General features: G+C 74.4%; 12 protein-coding genes. 8 read left to right on the forward strand and 4 right to left on the reverse strand.

Annotation, left to right across the window (positions count from 1 at the left end):
• Positions 1 to 171 precede the first annotated feature (171 nt).
• Both BJY14_RS26970 and BJY14_RS26975 read left to right on the forward strand, forming a co-directional pair.
• Complete coding sequence (locus BJY14_RS26970; RefSeq protein ID WP_312879421.1) at positions 172 to 1110, forward strand: DNA-3-methyladenine glycosylase family protein; 939 nt, start codon at positions 172 to 174, stop codon at positions 1108 to 1110.
• A 287-nt stretch (positions 1111 to 1397) separates the two neighbouring features.
• A complete protein-coding gene (locus BJY14_RS26975) occupies positions 1398 to 2342 on the forward strand; it encodes a LysR family transcriptional regulator (protein ID WP_179846161.1) in 945 nt (314 codons plus the stop codon).
• Positions 2343 to 2381: 39 nt separating this feature from the next.
• Here BJY14_RS26975 and BJY14_RS26980 read toward each other — a convergent pair whose 3' ends face one another.
• The 3 genes from BJY14_RS26980 to cofD all read right to left on the reverse strand — a co-directional run bounded on the left by BJY14_RS26980 (position 2382) and on the right by cofD (position 7342).
• Positions 2382 to 4946 carry a bifunctional FO biosynthesis protein CofGH gene (locus tag BJY14_RS26980; RefSeq protein WP_179846162.1) on the reverse strand — a complete coding sequence of 855 codons (2565 nt, stop codon included), beginning with the start codon at positions 4944 to 4946 and terminating at the stop codon, positions 2382 to 2384.
• 126 nt (positions 4947 to 5072) lie between these two features.
• Entirely contained in the window at positions 5073 to 6392 is a 1320-nt protein-coding gene (locus BJY14_RS26985; protein WP_179846163.1) for a coenzyme F420-0:L-glutamate ligase, read from the reverse strand.
• Positions 6389 to 7342, reverse strand: a complete 954-nt coding sequence (cofD, locus tag BJY14_RS26990; RefSeq protein ID WP_179846164.1) for a 2-phospho-L-lactate transferase — start codon at positions 7340 to 7342, stop codon at positions 6389 to 6391. Before cofD ends, BJY14_RS26985 begins: the two co-directional genes overlap by 4 nt.
• A gap of 117 nt (positions 7343 to 7459) precedes the next feature.
• Between cofD and BJY14_RS26995 the strand changes: the two genes are divergently transcribed.
• The 4 genes from BJY14_RS26995 to BJY14_RS27010 all read left to right on the forward strand — a co-directional run bounded on the left by BJY14_RS26995 (position 7460) and on the right by BJY14_RS27010 (position 13820).
• Entirely contained in the window at positions 7460 to 8401 is a 942-nt protein-coding gene (locus BJY14_RS26995) for a hypothetical protein (RefSeq protein ID WP_179846165.1), read from the forward strand.
• A 236-nt stretch (positions 8402 to 8637) separates the two neighbouring features.
• Positions 8638 to 8901 (forward strand): WhiB family transcriptional regulator, encoded by a 264-nt coding sequence (locus BJY14_RS27000; protein WP_021594342.1) that lies wholly within the window; start codon positions 8638 to 8640, stop codon positions 8899 to 8901.
• Between the two features lie 183 nt (positions 8902 to 9084).
• Positions 9085 to 12378 carry a glycosyltransferase family 2 protein gene (locus BJY14_RS27005; protein WP_179846166.1) on the forward strand — a complete coding sequence of 1098 codons (3294 nt, stop codon included), beginning with the start codon at positions 9085 to 9087 and terminating at the stop codon, positions 12376 to 12378.
• Complete coding sequence (locus tag BJY14_RS27010; protein ID WP_179846167.1) at positions 12378 to 13820, forward strand: DUF5719 family protein; 1443 nt, start codon at positions 12378 to 12380, stop codon at positions 13818 to 13820. Before BJY14_RS27005 ends, BJY14_RS27010 begins: the two co-directional genes overlap by 1 nt.
• A 180-nt stretch (positions 13821 to 14000) precedes the next feature.
• On the opposite strand, the gene BJY14_RS27015 is transcribed toward BJY14_RS27010, so the two are convergent.
• Positions 14001 to 14429, reverse strand: a complete 429-nt coding sequence (locus BJY14_RS27015; protein WP_258942735.1) for a metallopeptidase family protein — start codon at positions 14427 to 14429, stop codon at positions 14001 to 14003.
• Between the two features lie 173 nt (positions 14430 to 14602).
• Here BJY14_RS27015 and BJY14_RS27020 point away from each other — a divergent pair, with 173 nt between their 5' ends.
• Both BJY14_RS27020 and BJY14_RS27025 read left to right on the forward strand, forming a co-directional pair.
• Positions 14603 to 14983, forward strand: coding sequence for a DUF3499 domain-containing protein (locus tag BJY14_RS27020; protein WP_179846169.1), 381 nt, complete (start codon positions 14603 to 14605; stop codon positions 14981 to 14983).
• Between the two features lie 115 nt (positions 14984 to 15098).
• Entirely contained in the window at positions 15099 to 16454 is a 1356-nt protein-coding gene (locus BJY14_RS27025) for a phosphomannomutase/phosphoglucomutase (RefSeq protein ID WP_179846170.1), read from the forward strand.
• Position 16455 lies beyond the last annotated feature (1 nt).

A 16455-nucleotide genomic window follows, 5' to 3' on the forward strand; every position in this document is an offset into this window, starting at 1 on the left:
GCAGCAATAAGGAAGAAGTTCGTTTTATGGCGACATTTATGTTTTGTGTCCCTGGTGGGGAGTCCGGGTGCGGGGCGGTGGCAGACTGGTGGCCGGGACCGTCGAGGCGCCTGAGTGCGAAAGGGCCTCGACGGATCTGGAGGGGCGTGTCAAGCAGGGAGAGTCGGCTCGTTGAGCGTTGCTGAACCGTCGCCCGGGGTGGCCGGGAAGGCGACCGCTGGGCGCCTCCCCGGCCGGGTCCGGATGTGGCGGCCGCCGTGGGAGCTGGATCTGAAGGACGCGCTCGCGCCGCATCGGCGCGGGGCGCGCGATCCGGCGTGCCGGTTCGAGCGGGACGGGTCCGTCTGGCGGACGTCCCACACCCCCGGCGGGCCCGGCACGCTGCGGGTCGGGTGGGCCGGGGACGCCGTCGAGGCCACGGCCTGGGGGCCGGGCGCCGAATGGCTGCTGGACGGGGTGCCCGAGCTACTGGGGTCGGCAGACGAGCCGGACGGGTTCGTCGCGCGGCACGACGTCGTCCGCGACCAGGTGCTCAAGCGCCCGGGGCTGCGGATCGGACGGACGCGGCGGGTCTTCGAGGCGCTCGTGCCCGCGGTGATGGAGCAGAAGGTGCTGGGGCAGGAGGCGTGGCGCGCCTGGGCCTACCTGCTGCGCCGGTTCGGGCAGCCCGCGCCCGGCGCCCCGCACCTGCGGGTCCCGCCGCCGCCGGAGGTGTGGATCCGGATTCCCTCGTGGGAGTGGCACCGGTCCGGCCTGGAGGCCGTCCGGGCCCGGACGATCATCGGGGCGGCGCGGGTCGCGGGGCGGCTGGAGGAGGACCCGGGCGAGGCCCGGCTGCGGTCGCTGCCGGGTATCGGCGTGTGGACGGCCGCCGAGGTCAGGCAGCGCGCGGTGGGCGATCCCGACGCCGTCTCCGTCGGCGACTACCACCTGCCCGGCCTGGTCGGCTGGGCGCTGGCGGGCCGCAAGGTCGACGACGCCGGGATGCTGGAACTGCTGGAGCCCTACGCCGGTCATCGCTACCGGGTCACCCGGCTGCTGGAATCGTCCGGGATGCACCCGCCGAGGCGCGGCCCCCGTTTGCCCGTTCGGGACTACCGGTCCTTCTGACCGGGGCCTTCGCCGTGCGGCGGCGCAGCCAGAAGTGGTTCGGGGTCCAGTCGAGGCCGTCCCGGCTGTCGGCGCCGAAGAGGGGGCCGAGGACGGCGAGGGCGATGATGAGGCCGAGTACGTACAGCATGGTCTTCTTCCTTGGGATCGCAGTGGAGGCGTTCCCGCGCGGGGCGATCGGAGGGGCCGGGGTCTCCGCCTCTTTCCGTCGCACCTACAGTTTGACTCCGTCCAACGTTCAGGTCCAGCGAGGCTTTCTGTAGGGATTGTGTAAGAATCGCTTCACCATGCTGGATCTCGGACGTCTGCGAGTGCTGCGCGAGCTCAAGCTCCGCGGGACGCTCGCCGCGGTCGCCGACTCCCTCGGCTACACGCCGTCCGCGGTGTCGCAGCAGCTCGCGCAGCTCCAGCGGGACATCGGCGTCCCGGTGGTCGAGCGGGCCGGGCGCCGGCTGCGGCTGACCGAGGCGGGCGAGGTGCTCGTCGAGCACGCCGAGGTGCTGCTGGCGCGGGCGAAGCGGGCCGAGGAGGCGGCGCTCGCCGCGAGCGGCCGCGTCGCGGGCGTGGTGCGGCTCGTCGGCTTCCAGACGGCGCTGCTGCACGTGCTGGCGCCCGCGCTGCCGCGGCTGGCGGAGGCCTACCCCGACCTCACGGTGGACGTGCTGGACGAGGAGTTCCACCGGGTGCTCCAGGCGCTGGTGCTCCAGGAGATCGACGTCGTGCTGACCGACGAGTACTCGCACCTGCCGCGCCCGCGCCGGCCCGAGCTGACCTCCGAGGTCCTCGTCACCGAGATCATGCGGGTCGGGATGCCGGAGGGCCATCCGCTCGCCGGGCCGGGCGGGCCGGTCCGGATGGCCGACCTGGCCGGATGCCCGTGGGCCACCGGGCACGTCGGCACCAACCACGCCGACCTGCTCGAACGGACGTGCGTGGAGCTGGGCGGGTTCCGGCCCGACGTCCGCTACAGGTCCAACGACCTGATGGTCATCTTCGCGATGGTCGCCCAGGGCGGCGCGGTGTGCCTGGTGCCCGACCTCGCGCTCGCCGAGCGGGAGGAGGGCATCGTCGTGCGGGACGTCGCGGACGCCCCCGTGGACCGCCGCATGGTCATGTGGACGCGCGTCGGCGCTGAGGTGCGGCCGTCGGTCGAGGCCGTCCTGCGGGAGCTGCGCCGCTCGGCCGACCTGCTGGTCGAGCGGCGCCCGAGCTGCCGCCGCGGCGCGCCCTGACCGGGCGTTCCGCGACGGCCTCGCAGGTCGGCGGGCCGGTCACACGGGACGCGTCACCGGCGTCAGGGTGAGACCCTGCCGTCCGAAGTGGCCGATGCCGTCGGTGCGGCGGGACGCCTCCAGCCGCTCGGCGGGGACGTCGCCGTAGAGGGTGGTGCGCTGCCTGGCGGGACGGCCCGCGCGCGCCGCGATCGCCTCCAGTTCGCTGATGGGCTTGAACGACCCGTTCTCCGAGCCGGCCATCCGGCTGATGGTCTCCTCCATGAGGGTTCCGCCGAGGTCGTTCACCCCTCCCTGGAGGACCCGCGTGCACAGTTCGTCCCCGAGCTTCACCCACGACGTCTGGATGTTGGGGATCGCGCCGTGCAGGAGGATGCGCGCCAGGGCGTGGACGGCGACGTTCTCCCGCGCGGTCGGCCCCGGCCGCGCCAGCCCCGCGAGGTAGATGGGCGAGTTGTGGTGGACGAACGGCAGCAGCACGAACTCGCTGAACCCGCCCGTCCGCTCCTGGATCGACCGCAGCAGCCTGATGTGCGCGACCCAGTGCGCGGGGGTGTCCACGTGCCCGTACATCATCGTGGACGTCGTCGGGATGCCGATCTCGTGCGCGGTGGTGACGACCTCGACCCACTGGTCGGTGGGCAGCTTCCCCTTGGTCAGCACCCACCGCACGTCGTCGTCGAGGATCTCGGCGGCCGTCCCGGGCAGCGAGTCGACGCCCGCCTCCTTCGCCGCCTCCAGCCACTCCCGGATCGACAGGTCGGTCCGGGACGCGCCGTTCACGACCTCCATCGGGCTGTAGGAGTGCAGGTGGATGCCGGGCGCGCGGCGCTTCACCTCGCGGGCGAGGTCGAAGTAGGCGGTGCCGGGCAGGTCCGGGTGGATGCCGCCCTGCATGCAGACCTCGGTCGCGCCCGCCTCCCACGCCTCGTCCACGCGGTCCCCGACCTGCTCCAGGGACAGCGTGTAGGCGTCGGCGTCCGTGCGGCGCTGCGCGAACGCGCAGAACCGGCAGCCGGTGTAGCAGACGTTCGTGAAGTTGATGTTCCGGGTGACGACGTAGGTGACCTCGTCGCCGACGGTGTCGCGCCGCAGGCCGTCGGCGAGCGCGGCGAGCGCGTCCAGTTCCGGGCCCTCGGCGTGCAGGAGGGCCAGGGCCTCGTCGTCGGACAGCCCCGCGGGGTCCTTCTCCGCGCGGGCCAGAGCGGCCTTGACGTCGGCGTCGAACCGCTGGGGGGCGGCCATGCGCTCGCGCAGCGCGTCCCAGTCGCCGTACACCTCGTCGAAGTCGTCGCGCCGGTCCGCGGTGCGGCCCGTCGTGTCGATCTCGGTGTGCAGGTCGGTGCGGCCGGACGCCTCGAACCCGCCGTCGGGCTCCTGCCAGGGGCGTCCCTCCAGGACGGCGTCCTCCCGCGCCAGCCCCGTCGCGGGGTCGGCGAGGGCGGCGACGTGCGCGGTGAGGCGCGGGTCCAGCCACGGCTCGCCGCGCCGCACGTACTCGGGGTAGATCGTGAGCCGCTCGCGCAGCGCGAACCCCGCCCCGGCGGTCCTGGCGGCCAGCTCCTCGATCTGCGGCCACGGCCGCTCGGGGTTCACGTGGTCGGGCGTCAGCGGCGACACCCCGCCCCAGTCGTCGATCCCGGCGCGCAGCATCAGCGCGTACTGCTCGGCGACGAGGTTCGGCGGCGCCTGCACGCGCGCCTTCGGGCCGAGGACGAGCCGCGTCACCGCGATCGTCGCGGCCAGCTCCTCCAGCTCGGCGTCGGGGGTGTCGCGCATCTTCGTGTCGGGCTTGGCGCGGAAGTTCTGGACGATCACCTCCTGGATCGCCCCGTACTCGCGCATGGTCCGCCGGATCTCGAAGATCGCGTCCGCGCGCTCCTCGACGGTCTCGCCGATCCCGATGAGGATGCCGGTCGTGAACGGCACGTTCGTGCGGCCCGCGTCCTCCAGCACCCGCAGCCGGACGGCCGGGTCCTTGTCCGGCGACCCGAAGTGGGGGCCGCCGCGCTCGCTGAACAGCCGCGTCGCGGTCGTCTCCAGCATCATCCCCATGGACGGCGCGACCGGCTTGAGGCGCTGGAAGTCGCGCCAGGTCAGCACCCCGGGGTTCAGGTGCGGCAGGAGCCCGGTCTCCTCCAGGACCCGGATCGCCATCGCGCGCACGTACGAGAGCGTGTCGTCGTAGCCGTGCGCGTCCAGCCACTCGCGGGCCGGGCGCCACCGGTCCTCGGGGCGGTCCCCGAGGGTGAACAGCGCCTCCTTGCAACCGAGCTCGGCACCGCGCCGCGCGATGTCCAGCACCTCGTCGGGGCTGAGATAGGGCGAGTCGAGCCGGTGCGGGACGGTCGCGAACGTGCAGTACCCGCAGCGGTCCCGGCACAGCCGCGTCAGCGGGATGAAGACCTTGCGGCTGTAGGTGATGACGCCGGGACGGCCCGCGGCCTCCAGACCGGCGTCGCGTGTGCGGGCCGCGTGGGCGAGCAGGTCGTCGAGCTGCGCACCGCGGGCCCGCAGCAGGGTGGTGGCCTCGGATCGGTCCAGTGTCTTGCCGTCGCGCGCGCGGGCCAGGGCCCGGCGAAGAGCGGAGCTCGGGGCGTCCATGCGGGCACTCTATGCCAATCGTCATATTCGGTGCCGCGCCGGGGGCCCGGAAACGGACGAAAAGGAAAAGGCCCCGGCCGTAGAAGCCGGGGCCCACCCGCGTCTATTCCCGCGGTCCCTGTCCCATCACCTGACCTCGATGAAGACGTCGGGGGAGCGCGGCGGCCGCTCGCGCGGGGGCGCGGCCGCGTGGCCCACCCCGACGGCGCCCATCGGGTCCCACTCGTCCGGCAGGTCGAGGACGTCGCGGACCACGTCCCGGCAGAACATCGTGCTGGACACCCAGCACGAGCCGAGCCCCTCCACGGCCAGCGCGACCAGGAGGTTCTCCACGCCCGCCCCGGCCGCCACCACGAACATCTCGCGCTCGGCGCGGGACCGCCGCTCGTCCGGATAGTCGTGCGACCCGTCCATGACCAGGCACGGGACGACGAGGTAGGGGGCCCGGCGCAGCACCTCGCCGCGCCGCAGCCGCTTGGCGACCGACTCGTCGGAGAAGCCGTCGCGGCGCAGGTCGGCCTCCCAGGCGTCGCGCATCGCGTCCAGCAGCCGCGTCCGCGAGTCCGCCGACTCCAGCAGGACGAACCGCCACGGCGTGGTGTGGTGCGGCGCCGGCGCGGTGATCGCAGCGCCGACCGCCCGCCGCACCGCCGCCGGGTCCACCGGCTCCGCGGTGAACTCGCGGATCGTGCGCCGCGCGCCCAGCACGTCCGCCGACCCGAACCGGAACATGTCCTCCTCCGGCGGACGCACCAGCGCCCGCGCGCCGGGCCCGTCCTCCGGCGTGAGCAGGCCGGACAGCCCGCGCACGACCGCGATGGGCACGCCCTCCAGCTTGCCCTTGACCAGCTCGCCGGCCGCCGCGATCTCGTCGGCGACCGCCGTGATCGTGGCGTCCAGGCGGTTGCCGTAGGCGTCGTCGCGGCCGCGCAGGTCGCTGAGCGGGGCCAGGCCGGCGACGCCGATCGCCGCGTCCGTCAGCCCGTTGCGCCAGGGCCGCCCGAGCGTGTCCGACACGATCACGGCCACGTCCGCGCCGGTCCGCTCCCGCACCCCGGCCCGGATGCGCCGGGCCGAGTCGTCCGGGTCCTCCGGCAGCAGCAGCACCGTGCCGGGCCGGGTGTTGGACGCGTCCACACCGGCGGCGGCCAGAACCAGCCCCTGCCGCGTCTCGACGATCCGGGTCTCGCCGCGGGCGTGTGCCCGCCGCGCCACCACCCGCACGGTCTCGGCGTCGATGGCCTTCTCCCGGTCGTCCGCGACCAGGGCCCGCCCCTCCGCCTTGCTGACGATCTTGGAGGTGACGACGAGGACGTCGCCGTCCTCGACCGTCCCGTCCGGGATCAGCGCGGCGATGTCGGCGCCCTCGGCGACCTCCGGGAGCCCCGGCACGCCGAACACCTCGATCTTGCCCGGGGGGACGGCTCCGCTCGGTCCCGCGCTCATTCGGCGACCCCCGCCCGCTTCAGCTCCACCGCCAGGTCCAGGGCCGCCCGCGCGATGGCGGCCGTCGTCTCGGCGTCGCGCATCAGCAGCGGCCGCGAGCGCACCTCGATGCCCTCCACCCGCACGTCCGCGTCGGCGTCGTCGACCAGCCAGCCGTCCAGCAGGCCGAGGCCGTAGTGCTCGGCGACCGCCCGCGCCGACGTCTCCACCCCGATCGCGGTCAGGCACGCGTCGGCCATCCCCCGCACGGGCGCCCCGCCGACGATGGGCGACACGCCCACCACGGTCTTGGTCGCGACCGCGTCCCGGATGCCGGGCACCGCCAGGATCGTCCCGATGCTCACCACCGGGTTGGACGGCGGGAACAGCACCACGTCGGCCGCCTCGACCGCCGCCAGCACCCCCGGCGCCGGCGCGGACTCCGCGGCGCCCACCGCCGCGATCGACAGTGCCGGGACCGAGGCGCGCATCCGCACCCACCACTCCTGGAAGTGGATCGCGCGCCGCCCCTGCTCGTCCTCGACCACCACGTGCGTCTCGACCTGGTCGTCGGTCATCGGCAGCAGCCGGACCCCCGGCCGCCACCGGTCGCACAGCGCCTCGGTCACCGCGGACAGCCGGTAGCCCGCCGCCAGCATCTGCGTCCGGACGATGTGCGTCGCGAAGTCGCGGTCGCCGAGCCCGAACCAGCCCGGCCCCACCCCGTAGGCGGCCAGCTCCTCCTTGACGGTGAAGGTCTCCTCCGCCCGTCCCCAGCCCTGCTCCTCGTTGATGCCGCCGCCGAGCGTGTACATCACGGTGTCCAGGTCGGGGCAGACCCGCAGGCCGAACAGGGAGATGTCGTCCCCGGTGTTGCCGATGACGGTGATCTCCGCCTCCGGGGCGGCCGCCAGGAGCCCGCGCAGGAAACGGGCGCCGCCGATCCCGCCCGCCAACGCCACGATCTTCATGGTCCCAACCCTACGGTGATCCCCGAGGAGAGCAGAGGGGTCGCCGCCCCGGGCGACACTATGCAAAGCTTTGCCTGCTATCGGAGAACACCCGGTCCCGAGTCTGGAGATGCCACCGTGAACAAGGAAGCCGTCCAGCGCCTGCGCGAACCGGCCGCCTGGGTCCTGCTCGCCGCGGCGGGCGTCCACCTTCTCGCGGGCATCATCTCGCTTCTCGGCGGCGGGGGCAGCTTCACGCTGCGCGCCCTCGGCCAGACCAACGACGGGACCTTCCTGCAGGTCGCGATGGTCGGCCTCGTCGTCCTGGCGATCGCGCTGACGACCTCGGGCGCCGCCCCGACCCCGCAGGCGCGGACGATCACCATGGGGGCGCTCGGCGTCCTCGGCGGCATCGGGCTGTTCGGCGTGATCTGCTGGCTGAGCGGGATGCTCGCCAACTCCGACTACGCGGGCGCGGTGACCAAGCTCACGACCTTCCTGGTCGGCGCCGGTGACCTGGCCGTCGTCGGCGTCGGCGGCTGGTTCGCCTTCACGGTCTTCAAGGGGATGCAGCCGCCCCGCCCGCAGCCGCAGATGCAGCAGCAGGGCGGCTACCCCGACTTCGGCTACCAGCAGGGCCAGCCGGGGCAGCAGCAGTACGGGCAGCAGCAGTACGGGCAGCCCGCCCAGCCGGGCTACGACCAGCAGCAGTACCAGCAGTACCCGCAGTACGGCCAGCAGGCCGGTGAGGGGCAGCAGCCCGCCCAGCCGGGGTATGAGCAGCAGCAGTACGGCCAGCAGCAGTACGGGCAGCAGCAGTACGGCCAGCCCGCCCAGCCGGGCTACGACCAGCACGGCCAGCCGCAGGAGTACCAGCAGTACGGCGGCCAGGGCGGCTACCAGCAGGGTGCGCAGCAGGGGCAGCCGCCCGCCGAGCAGGAGGACATGGGCGAGTGGACCCGTGCCTACGGCGGCGGCTCCGGCCAGGACCCGCAGGGCACCCAGCCCGCCCCGCCGCAGGGCGGCGACCAGGAGGGCGGCGACTGGTACCGGGACAACCGTCCCCCGCCGCCGCAGTGACGATCTTCCGGCGGGGCAGGGGTCCCGCCGGTGACCGCCCGATTAACTGATCTTCATCCAAAGGTCAGCATGCCCATCCCGGCAAAACCCGCTATGTCGCCCGGGAATGCCTTCCGGCTTGACGGGGCCACTGCTACACGCGTGTAATTTCGTCGGTGTAGTTTCAATGCCGTCTCGGGGGAAGGAACTCGTGGGAGGGCATTGACCAGGGGGTTCCACGGGCAGGGAGGTGCGCTGTGAGCGAGGTGGTCATCCCGCTGGCGCACGGCACAGACGGCGAAGAGTTGGGCTGGCAGGAGCGCGCCCTGTGCGCGCAGACGGACCCGGAGGCGTTTTTTCCGGAGAAGGGCGGCTCCACTCGCGAGGCCAAGAAGGTGTGCCGGGCATGCGAGGTGCGTACGGAGTGCCTTGAGTACGCGCTGCAGCACGACGAACGGTTCGGCATCTGGGGAGGGCTCTCCGAGCGGGAACGCCGGAAGCTGAAGCGGCAGGCCGTCTGACCCACGGGCCGCGTCCCCGGATCTCGGTGGATCCGGAGCGTGCCCGGCGCGGCCACGCGTACAGTTATCAGCCGTGCCGGCCCTGGGCCGGCACGGCTGCTGTCCGTCCGGGCACCGCGCGCTCGTCCCGCACCGCCCGTCCGGCCGGCACCGACACCGTCCGTCCCACAGATCGAGCCACCCTTGGCCCCCACCCTCGATCGCCATGTCGTCACCGCCGTCCTCGTCGCGCACGACGGCGCGCGGTGGCTTCCGGAGGCGCTGAAGGCGCTGCTGACGCAGTCGCGCCCCGCGCAGCGGCTCGTGACCGTCGACACCGGCAGCACCGACCGCGGACCCGCCGTCCTCGCCGAGGTCGTCGGCGAAGACCAGGTCCTCACGCTGCCCCGCACCACCGGCTACGGCGAGGCCATCGCCGAGGCGCTGCGGCAGGACGCCGCGTCCGCGCCCGTCCCCGAGGACGAGTCCGCCCCCGCCCCCCACGCCGACCAGGGCCAGGACTCCCGCAAGCCCCGCACGGAGTGGATCTGGCTGCTGCACGACGACTGCGCGCCCGACCGCGACGCGCTCGACCGGCTGCTGCGGACGGCCGACGCCGACCCCAACGTGGCGGTGCTCGGCCCCAAGGTCCGCGACTGGGACGACCGCCGCGTGCTGCGCGAGCTCGGCGTCACCGTCGACGCCGCCGGGCGCCGCCACACCGGCCTGGACCGGCGCGAGTTCGACCAGGGCCAGCACGACGGCGTCCGGGACGTCCTGTCGGTCGGCAGCGCGGGGATGCTGGTCCGCCGCGACGTGTGGGAGAAGCTCGGCGGCTTCGACGTCGAGTACGGCATCTTCCGCGACGACCTGGACTTCTGCTGGCGCGTCCACGCCGCCGGGTACCGGGTCGTCACCGCCAGCGACGCCGTCGTCTACCACGCGGAGGCGTCCCGGCGCGGGCTCCGCGGGATCGGCATGACCGCCGAGCACCCCGCCCGCCGCGACCGCCGCAACGCGCTGCTCACCCTGCTCGCCAACCAGCCGCTCGGGGCGCTGCCGCGGGCCCTCGTCCGCAACGTGTGGGCGTCGCTCGCGCACGCCCTCGTCCTGGTGGCCACCAAACGGCCGGGCATGGCCCGCGAGGAGCTGCGCGCGCTCGGCGACGTGCTGCGCTCGCCCGGCCGGCTCCGGCGCGCGCGGGCCGCCCGCGCCGAGGGCCGCACGCGCGTGCGGCGCAGCGTCCGCCGGTTCCAGACGCGCTGGGTCGTCCTGCGCCGGTTCGGCGAGGCCGTCTCGGAGCGCTTCGCCGCCCACGAGCGCGACCGCGAGGACAGGGACGACGACCTCACGGCCGACCAGCCCGGCCCGATCCGCCGGTTCCTCGCCCGCCCCGGCGTGATGGTCGTGCTCGGCCTCACCGCCGTCGCGGTCGCCGCCGAACGCTCCCTGGCGACGGCCGCCGGGCGGCTCGGCGGCGGCGCGCTCGTCCCCGCGTGGGGCGGCGCGAGCGACCTGTGGGCGCAGTACCTGTCGGGCTGGCACCCGGTGGGGCTCGGCACCGACGCCGGCAGCCCCCCGTACGTCGGGGTCCTGGCCGTGCTGTCCACCGCGGCGTTCGGCAAGCCGTGGCTGGCGGTGTCGGTCCTGCTGCTCGGCAGCGTCCCGCTGGCCGGGCTCACCGCCTACCGCGCGTCGCGGCTGCTGGTGGTGGAGGCGCCGCGGACGGGACGGCGCGCCCGCGCGTCCGGCCGCCGCGTCCCGCTCTCGGCCGTCCGGGCCTGGTTCGCCGCCGTGTACGCGCTGCTTCCCGCCGCGACCGGCGCCGTCGCGGGCGGGCGGATCGGGACCTGCGTCGTCCTCGTCCTCCTGCCGCTGATCGCCGTGCACGCCGCCCGCTTCTACGGCTTCCCCCGGTCGGAGGCCGCCGCGCTCGACGCCCGGACGCGCCGCAAGCGCGCCGGGCGGGCCACCTGGACGGTCGCGCTGCTGCTGGCCGTCGCGATGTCCTTCGTCCCGCTGATCTGGCCGATCGCCCTGCTGGCCGCCGGGATGGTGCGGGCGCTGCTGGACCGGCCGGGGCGCCAGGGCCTGCGCGGCCTGGCCATCGCGCTCGGCGTCCCGCCGCTGCTCACGCTCCCGTGGACCGCGGGCCTGCTGCTGCACCCGTCCCGGTTCCTGACCGAGGCGGGCCTGCACAGGCGGTTCGCCCCCGCCGCCCCGGCCGACCTGCTGGCGCTCGACCCGGGAGGGCCGGGCACGCCCGCGCGGTGGGCGCTCGCCGGGCTGCTCGCGGTCGCCGTGTGCGCGCTGCCGCTCCGCAGCCGCCGGGGCCACGTGCTCGCCGGCTGGCTGCTGGCGGTCTTCGGCCTGCTCGTCGCGGTGCTGACCAGCGCCGCCACCGTCACCAAGGGGGCGGACGAGGCGCCGGTGTGGCCCGGGGTCGCGCTGCTGTTCGCGGGCGCCGGGCTCCTGCTGGCCGCCACCGCCGCCGTGCAGCGCGCCACCGAGACCCTCGCCGGGAACCACCTGATCTACAAGGCGGGCGGGGCGGCCGTGCTCGCCGCGGCTCTCACGGCGCCCGTCCTGGCGGCCGCGCTCTGGGTGGCCGGCGGCGCGGGCGGCCCAGTGGGGCGGCTCGACCCCGACACCGTCCCCCAGTTCGTCCAGGGGGCCGGCGGAGTCAGGACGCTCGTCCTGCACCGAGAGCCGACCGGACGGGTCTCCTACACGGTCCTCAGGGGCGCGCGTCCCCGCCTGGGGGAGTCGGAGGTCGTCGTCGAAGGCCGGGCCCACGACCGTATGGACGACCTCGTCGCCGGTCTGGCCGTCGGCCGGGAGGGCGACGACGGGCCCGCGCTGACGCGGATGGGCGTCCAGTACCTGCTGGTGCCGCACCCGGCGACCGACCCGCTCACCAAGGTCCTGGACGCGTCCCCCGAACTGACGCGCCTCAGCCGCACGGGCACGTTCGCCGTGTGGCGACTCCAGGCGACGTCCGCTCGGTTGATGCTTCTGCAAGGCTCGACGGTCACGCCCCTATCCGCCGGGCGCGTCGACGCCCGCGTGCAGATCCCGCCTGGCACGGGCCCGCGAACGCTTCTCCTGGCCGAACCCGCCGACGGCGGGTGGCGGGCCGCGCTGAACGGCCACGACGTCAAGGCGCGGACGGTGGACGGCTGGGCGCAGGGGTACGACGTCCCGACCGCCGGAGGCGAGTTCGAACTGACCCGGTCGATGACGATGCGGCACATCTGGGTCGTGATCCAGGGGATCGCCGTCCTGCTGGTGGCCGTGCTGGCGCTGCCGGGCGCGCAGTCCGACACGCTGATGCTCGCCGCGGAGAAGGAGCGCCGCCGCCGCGGACGGCGGGGGCGGCGCCGCGCGCCGCGCGTGCCCCGCGCCCGCGTCCATCGCGAGCTGCCGTCCGCCGCGCCCGCGGAACCGCCGGAGCCACCGGAGGCGGTGGAGGAACCCAGTACCGAGGAGGTGTCCTGATGGACAGGGCCCTGCGCTTCCTCGGCATGCGCTACGCCACCGCCGCCCTCATGCTCGTCGCCGTCGCCGCCCTGTACGGCGCCGCGACGTTCTCCCGCCCGGGCGAGGCGTCCGAGAAGGGCCGCGAGGCGCCGGTCACGCACGCCGTGGCGGTCTGCCCGGGGCACGAGGGAGGCCGCCTCGCCGTCCAGTCCCTCGCCGGGAGGAAGGGCGGCGGGCGCGTCGACCTGACGCCGACGAGGGGCGGATCGCCGCTGGGGTCCATGACGTCGCCCGGCCAGGGCTGGGGCAAGGACACCAAGTCCGGCGAGGACTCCTACACCCTGCGCGCCACCGGCCCCATCGCCGGCGGTCTGGAGGCGGAGCAGACCACCTACTGGGACGGCGGCGACGACCGCGGCCTCGCCGGCGCCCGCTGCGAGGTTCCCGGCACCGATCTGTGGTTCATGGGCCCCGGGCCTGTCGCCGCCGACGAACTCGACCTCTACCTGACCAATGTCGACGCGCAGCCCGCGTCCGTCGACGTCTCCGCCCTGTCCGGCGAGGGCCCGCTCGACACCACCGAGGGCCGCGGCACGCCCGTCGAGCCCTACACGACCCGCGTCGTGAAGATCGGGGGGTCGCCCGAGGGGCTCGGCGACATCGTGAAGACCGCCGCCGACCTCGCTCTGCGCGTGCGCACCACCAGCGGCCGCGTCGCGGCGTCCCTGCGCGTCCGGATCGGTGAGAAGAAGGGCGTCGAGTGGCTGCCGCGGTCGCCGGCGCCCGCGGCCACCGCCCTCGTGCCCGGCGTGCCGGGCGGCTCGGGCGGGCGCCGCCTGCTGGTCGCGGTCCCCGGCGAGGCCGACGCCCGGATCAGGGTCCAGGTGATCACCGCGGACGGCGCGTTCGCCCCGCAGGGCCAGGACGTCCTGGACGCCCCCGGCAAGACGGTGACGTCCGTCGCTCTCGACGGCGCCCTGTCCGGCAAGGCCGCCGCGGTCCGGCTCGTCGCCGACCGCCCCATCCTCGCGGGCTTCGCCGCCGACCGGGGCGCCGACGTCGCCTACGGCACCGCCACGCCGCCGCTCGGCGCGTCCGCGCCCGGCGTCGTCGCCGACAACCGCCTCGACTCGTCGCTGTCCCTGACCGCACCGTCCGGCGCGGCGAGCGTCCAGGTCACGACCATGAACGCGCAGGGCGCCGGCACCCCCCGGCGGGTCGACGTCCCCGCCGGACGCACCGTCGAGACCGAGCTCGCCGCACCCGGCACCGGCGCGGACGCCTCCTTCGGCGCGGTGATCACTCCGAGGCCCGGCTCGGCACCCGTCTACGCGTCCCGCGTCCTCGCCACGGGCAAGGGCGACGGCTACCTGTTCACCGTGCTGCCGATCGTCCCGGCCCCCACGACCCTGCGCCTCCCGGACACCGCCGACTCCCAGACGGCCCTGACACCGAACTGATCCCGACGCGAGTGCCTGTCTCGAAGCGGCCTCGGTCAAGCGCGCGAACGCGTGAGCCGGCCGGTGGAGCGATGCCGGAGGCGAGCGGAGCCGGGCAGATCGCGAAGCGATGCCGCGTTCGCCCAGTACCGGTCACGTAGGGAGCCGCCAGGCGAGCGAAGTGGGCCGGGACTGTTGAAACTAGTCGTCGGGAGTGTCGTAGCTGGGGTCGACGGATTCGGGGGAGAGGCCGAGCAGGTCGGCGACCTCCTCGACGAGCAGTTCGCGGATCAGCTGGGAGAGCTCGGCCTCGTCGGCGGCGCGGGCCTCGACGGGGCGGCGGTAGACGACGATGCGCACGGGCCGGCCGCCGTCACCGGGGAGGGTCTGTCCGAGCGGGATGGGCCCGTCGAACAGGGGCTCGACCTCCGGCACCTGCTCGACCGTGAACTCCACCCGGGCCAGTTCGCGGCCCCAGCGCGCACCGAGCCGCCGGACCTCGTCGTCAACGAGGTCGGCGAACCGTTCCGCCCGGGTACGTGAGACCGGCGCCTGCGGGGGCGTCAGAGGACCACGGAGGCCGCGACCGTGCCGGTCGCGGCGGCGTACGCCTGCCACACGGGATCGCACGTCCCAAGAGTACCTCCGCTCGCACGGCGGACCCCACGGAAGGCCCTGTCCGGAACAGTCCGTGCAGCCGGTCATTACGGAATGTAGTTGTTACCAAGGAAATCGCCCGGTAACGGCGACACGTGCGCCGGGGTGGTGGCGGAGCCGGGTGGGGGGAGGTACGGTCAGCCATCGTGAGCCCCGTCCGCACTTGCTCCCGCACCGCCTGCAAGGCGCCCGCAGTGTTCACGCTCACGTACGTCTACCGCGACTCCACCGCGGTCCTGGGGCCGCTCGCAACGTACGCCGAGCCGCACTGCTACGACCTGTGCGCCGAGCATTCCGAACGGCTCACCGCCCCCATGGGGTGGGAGCTGGTGCGGCTCCCCGTCGAGGAGGAGTCCGAGCCCAGCGCCGACGACCTGGAGGCCCTCGCCGACGCGGTCCGCGAGGCGGCCAAGCCCGCCCCCGGGTCCGGCCACGAGCCGGTCGGCCAGGGCACCGAGGTCGGCCGCCGAGGCCACCTGCGCGTGCTCCGCTCCGAACCCGCCGGAACGCAGCCCGGCCAGGAGTGATCGCGGGGTCCGGCCCCGATCCCTGGTCCGACGCCCCGGCGGGTCGCCCCCGTCCTTCCCGGTAGGCTCGTGAGCCTGCCGTTTTCCGCGCACGGTTCTTCGGACAGGAGCAGGAGTGGGCGACCTCGCCAAGATCTTCAAGGCGTACGACATCCGCGGCGTGGTGCCGGACGAGCTCGACCCCGCGACCGCCGAGGCGGCCGGCGCGGCGTTCGTCCGCGTCACCGGGGCCAGCGCGGTCGTCACCGCCCACGACATGCGGGAGTCGTCGGTTCCGCTGGCCGAGGCCTTCGCGCGCGGCGCCACGTCCCAGGGCGCGGACGTCATCGAGGCCGGGCTCGGCTCCACCGACATGCTCTACTACGCCAGCGGCAGCCTCGACCTGCCCGGCGCCATGTTCACCGCCAGCCACAACCCGGCCAGGTACAACGGGCTGAAGCTGTGCCGCGCCGGCGCCCGGCCCGTCGGCCGCGACACCGGCCTCGGCGAGATCCGCGACATGATCGAGAAGGGCGTCCCCGCCTTCGACGGCGAGCCGGGCACGGTCACGCGGCGCGACATCCTCAAGGGCTACGCCGATCACCTCAAGACGCTGGTCGACCTGTCGTCCATCCGCCCGCTCAAGGTCGTCGTCGACGCGGGCAACGGCATGGGCGGCCACACCGTCCCGCCGGTGTTCGAGGGCCTGCCGATCGACCTGGTCCCGCTGTACTTCGAGCTGGACGGCACCTTCCCCAACCACGAGGCCAACCCGATCGAGCCGGAGAACCTGCGCGACCTGCAGGCCAAGGTCCGCGAGACCGGCGCCGACATCGGCCTCGCCTTCGACGGCGACGCCGACCGCTGCTTCGTGGTGGACGAGCGCGGCGAGATCGTCTCCCCGTCCGCGATCACGGCGCTGGTGGCGACCCGGGAGCTGGCCAAGCACCCGGGCTCCTCCATCGTGCACAACCTGATCACCTCCAGGGCCGTCCCGGAGATCATCGCCGAGCACGGCGGGACTCCCGTCCGGACGCGGGTCGGGCACTCGTTCATCAAGCAGACGATGGCCGAGACCGGCGCGGTGTTCGGCGGGGAGCACTCCGCGCACTTCTACTTCCGCGACTTCTGGTTCGCCGACTCCGGCATGCTGGCGGCGATGCACGTCCTCGCCGCCCTCGGGCAGCAGGACGGGCCGCTGTCGGAGCTGCTCGGCGAGTACACCCGCTACGCCGCGTCCGGTGAGATCAACAGCGAGGTCGACGACCAGGACGCGGCCGCCGCGAAGGTCAGGGACGCCTTCGCCGGGCGGTCCGGCGTCGAGGTCGACGAGCTGGACGGGCTGACCGTGCGCGACGGCGCCGCCGGATGGTGGTTCAACCTGCGGCCGTCCAACACCGAACCGCTGCTGCGCCTGAACGCCGAGGCAGGCGACGAGGACACCATGGCGGCGATCCGCGACGAGGTCCTGGCCCTGGTCAGGGAGAAGTGAC

It is taken from the genome of Actinomadura luteofluorescens (assembly GCF_013409365.1).
Lineage (GTDB): Bacteria > Actinomycetota > Actinomycetes > Streptosporangiales > Streptosporangiaceae > Spirillospora > Spirillospora luteofluorescens.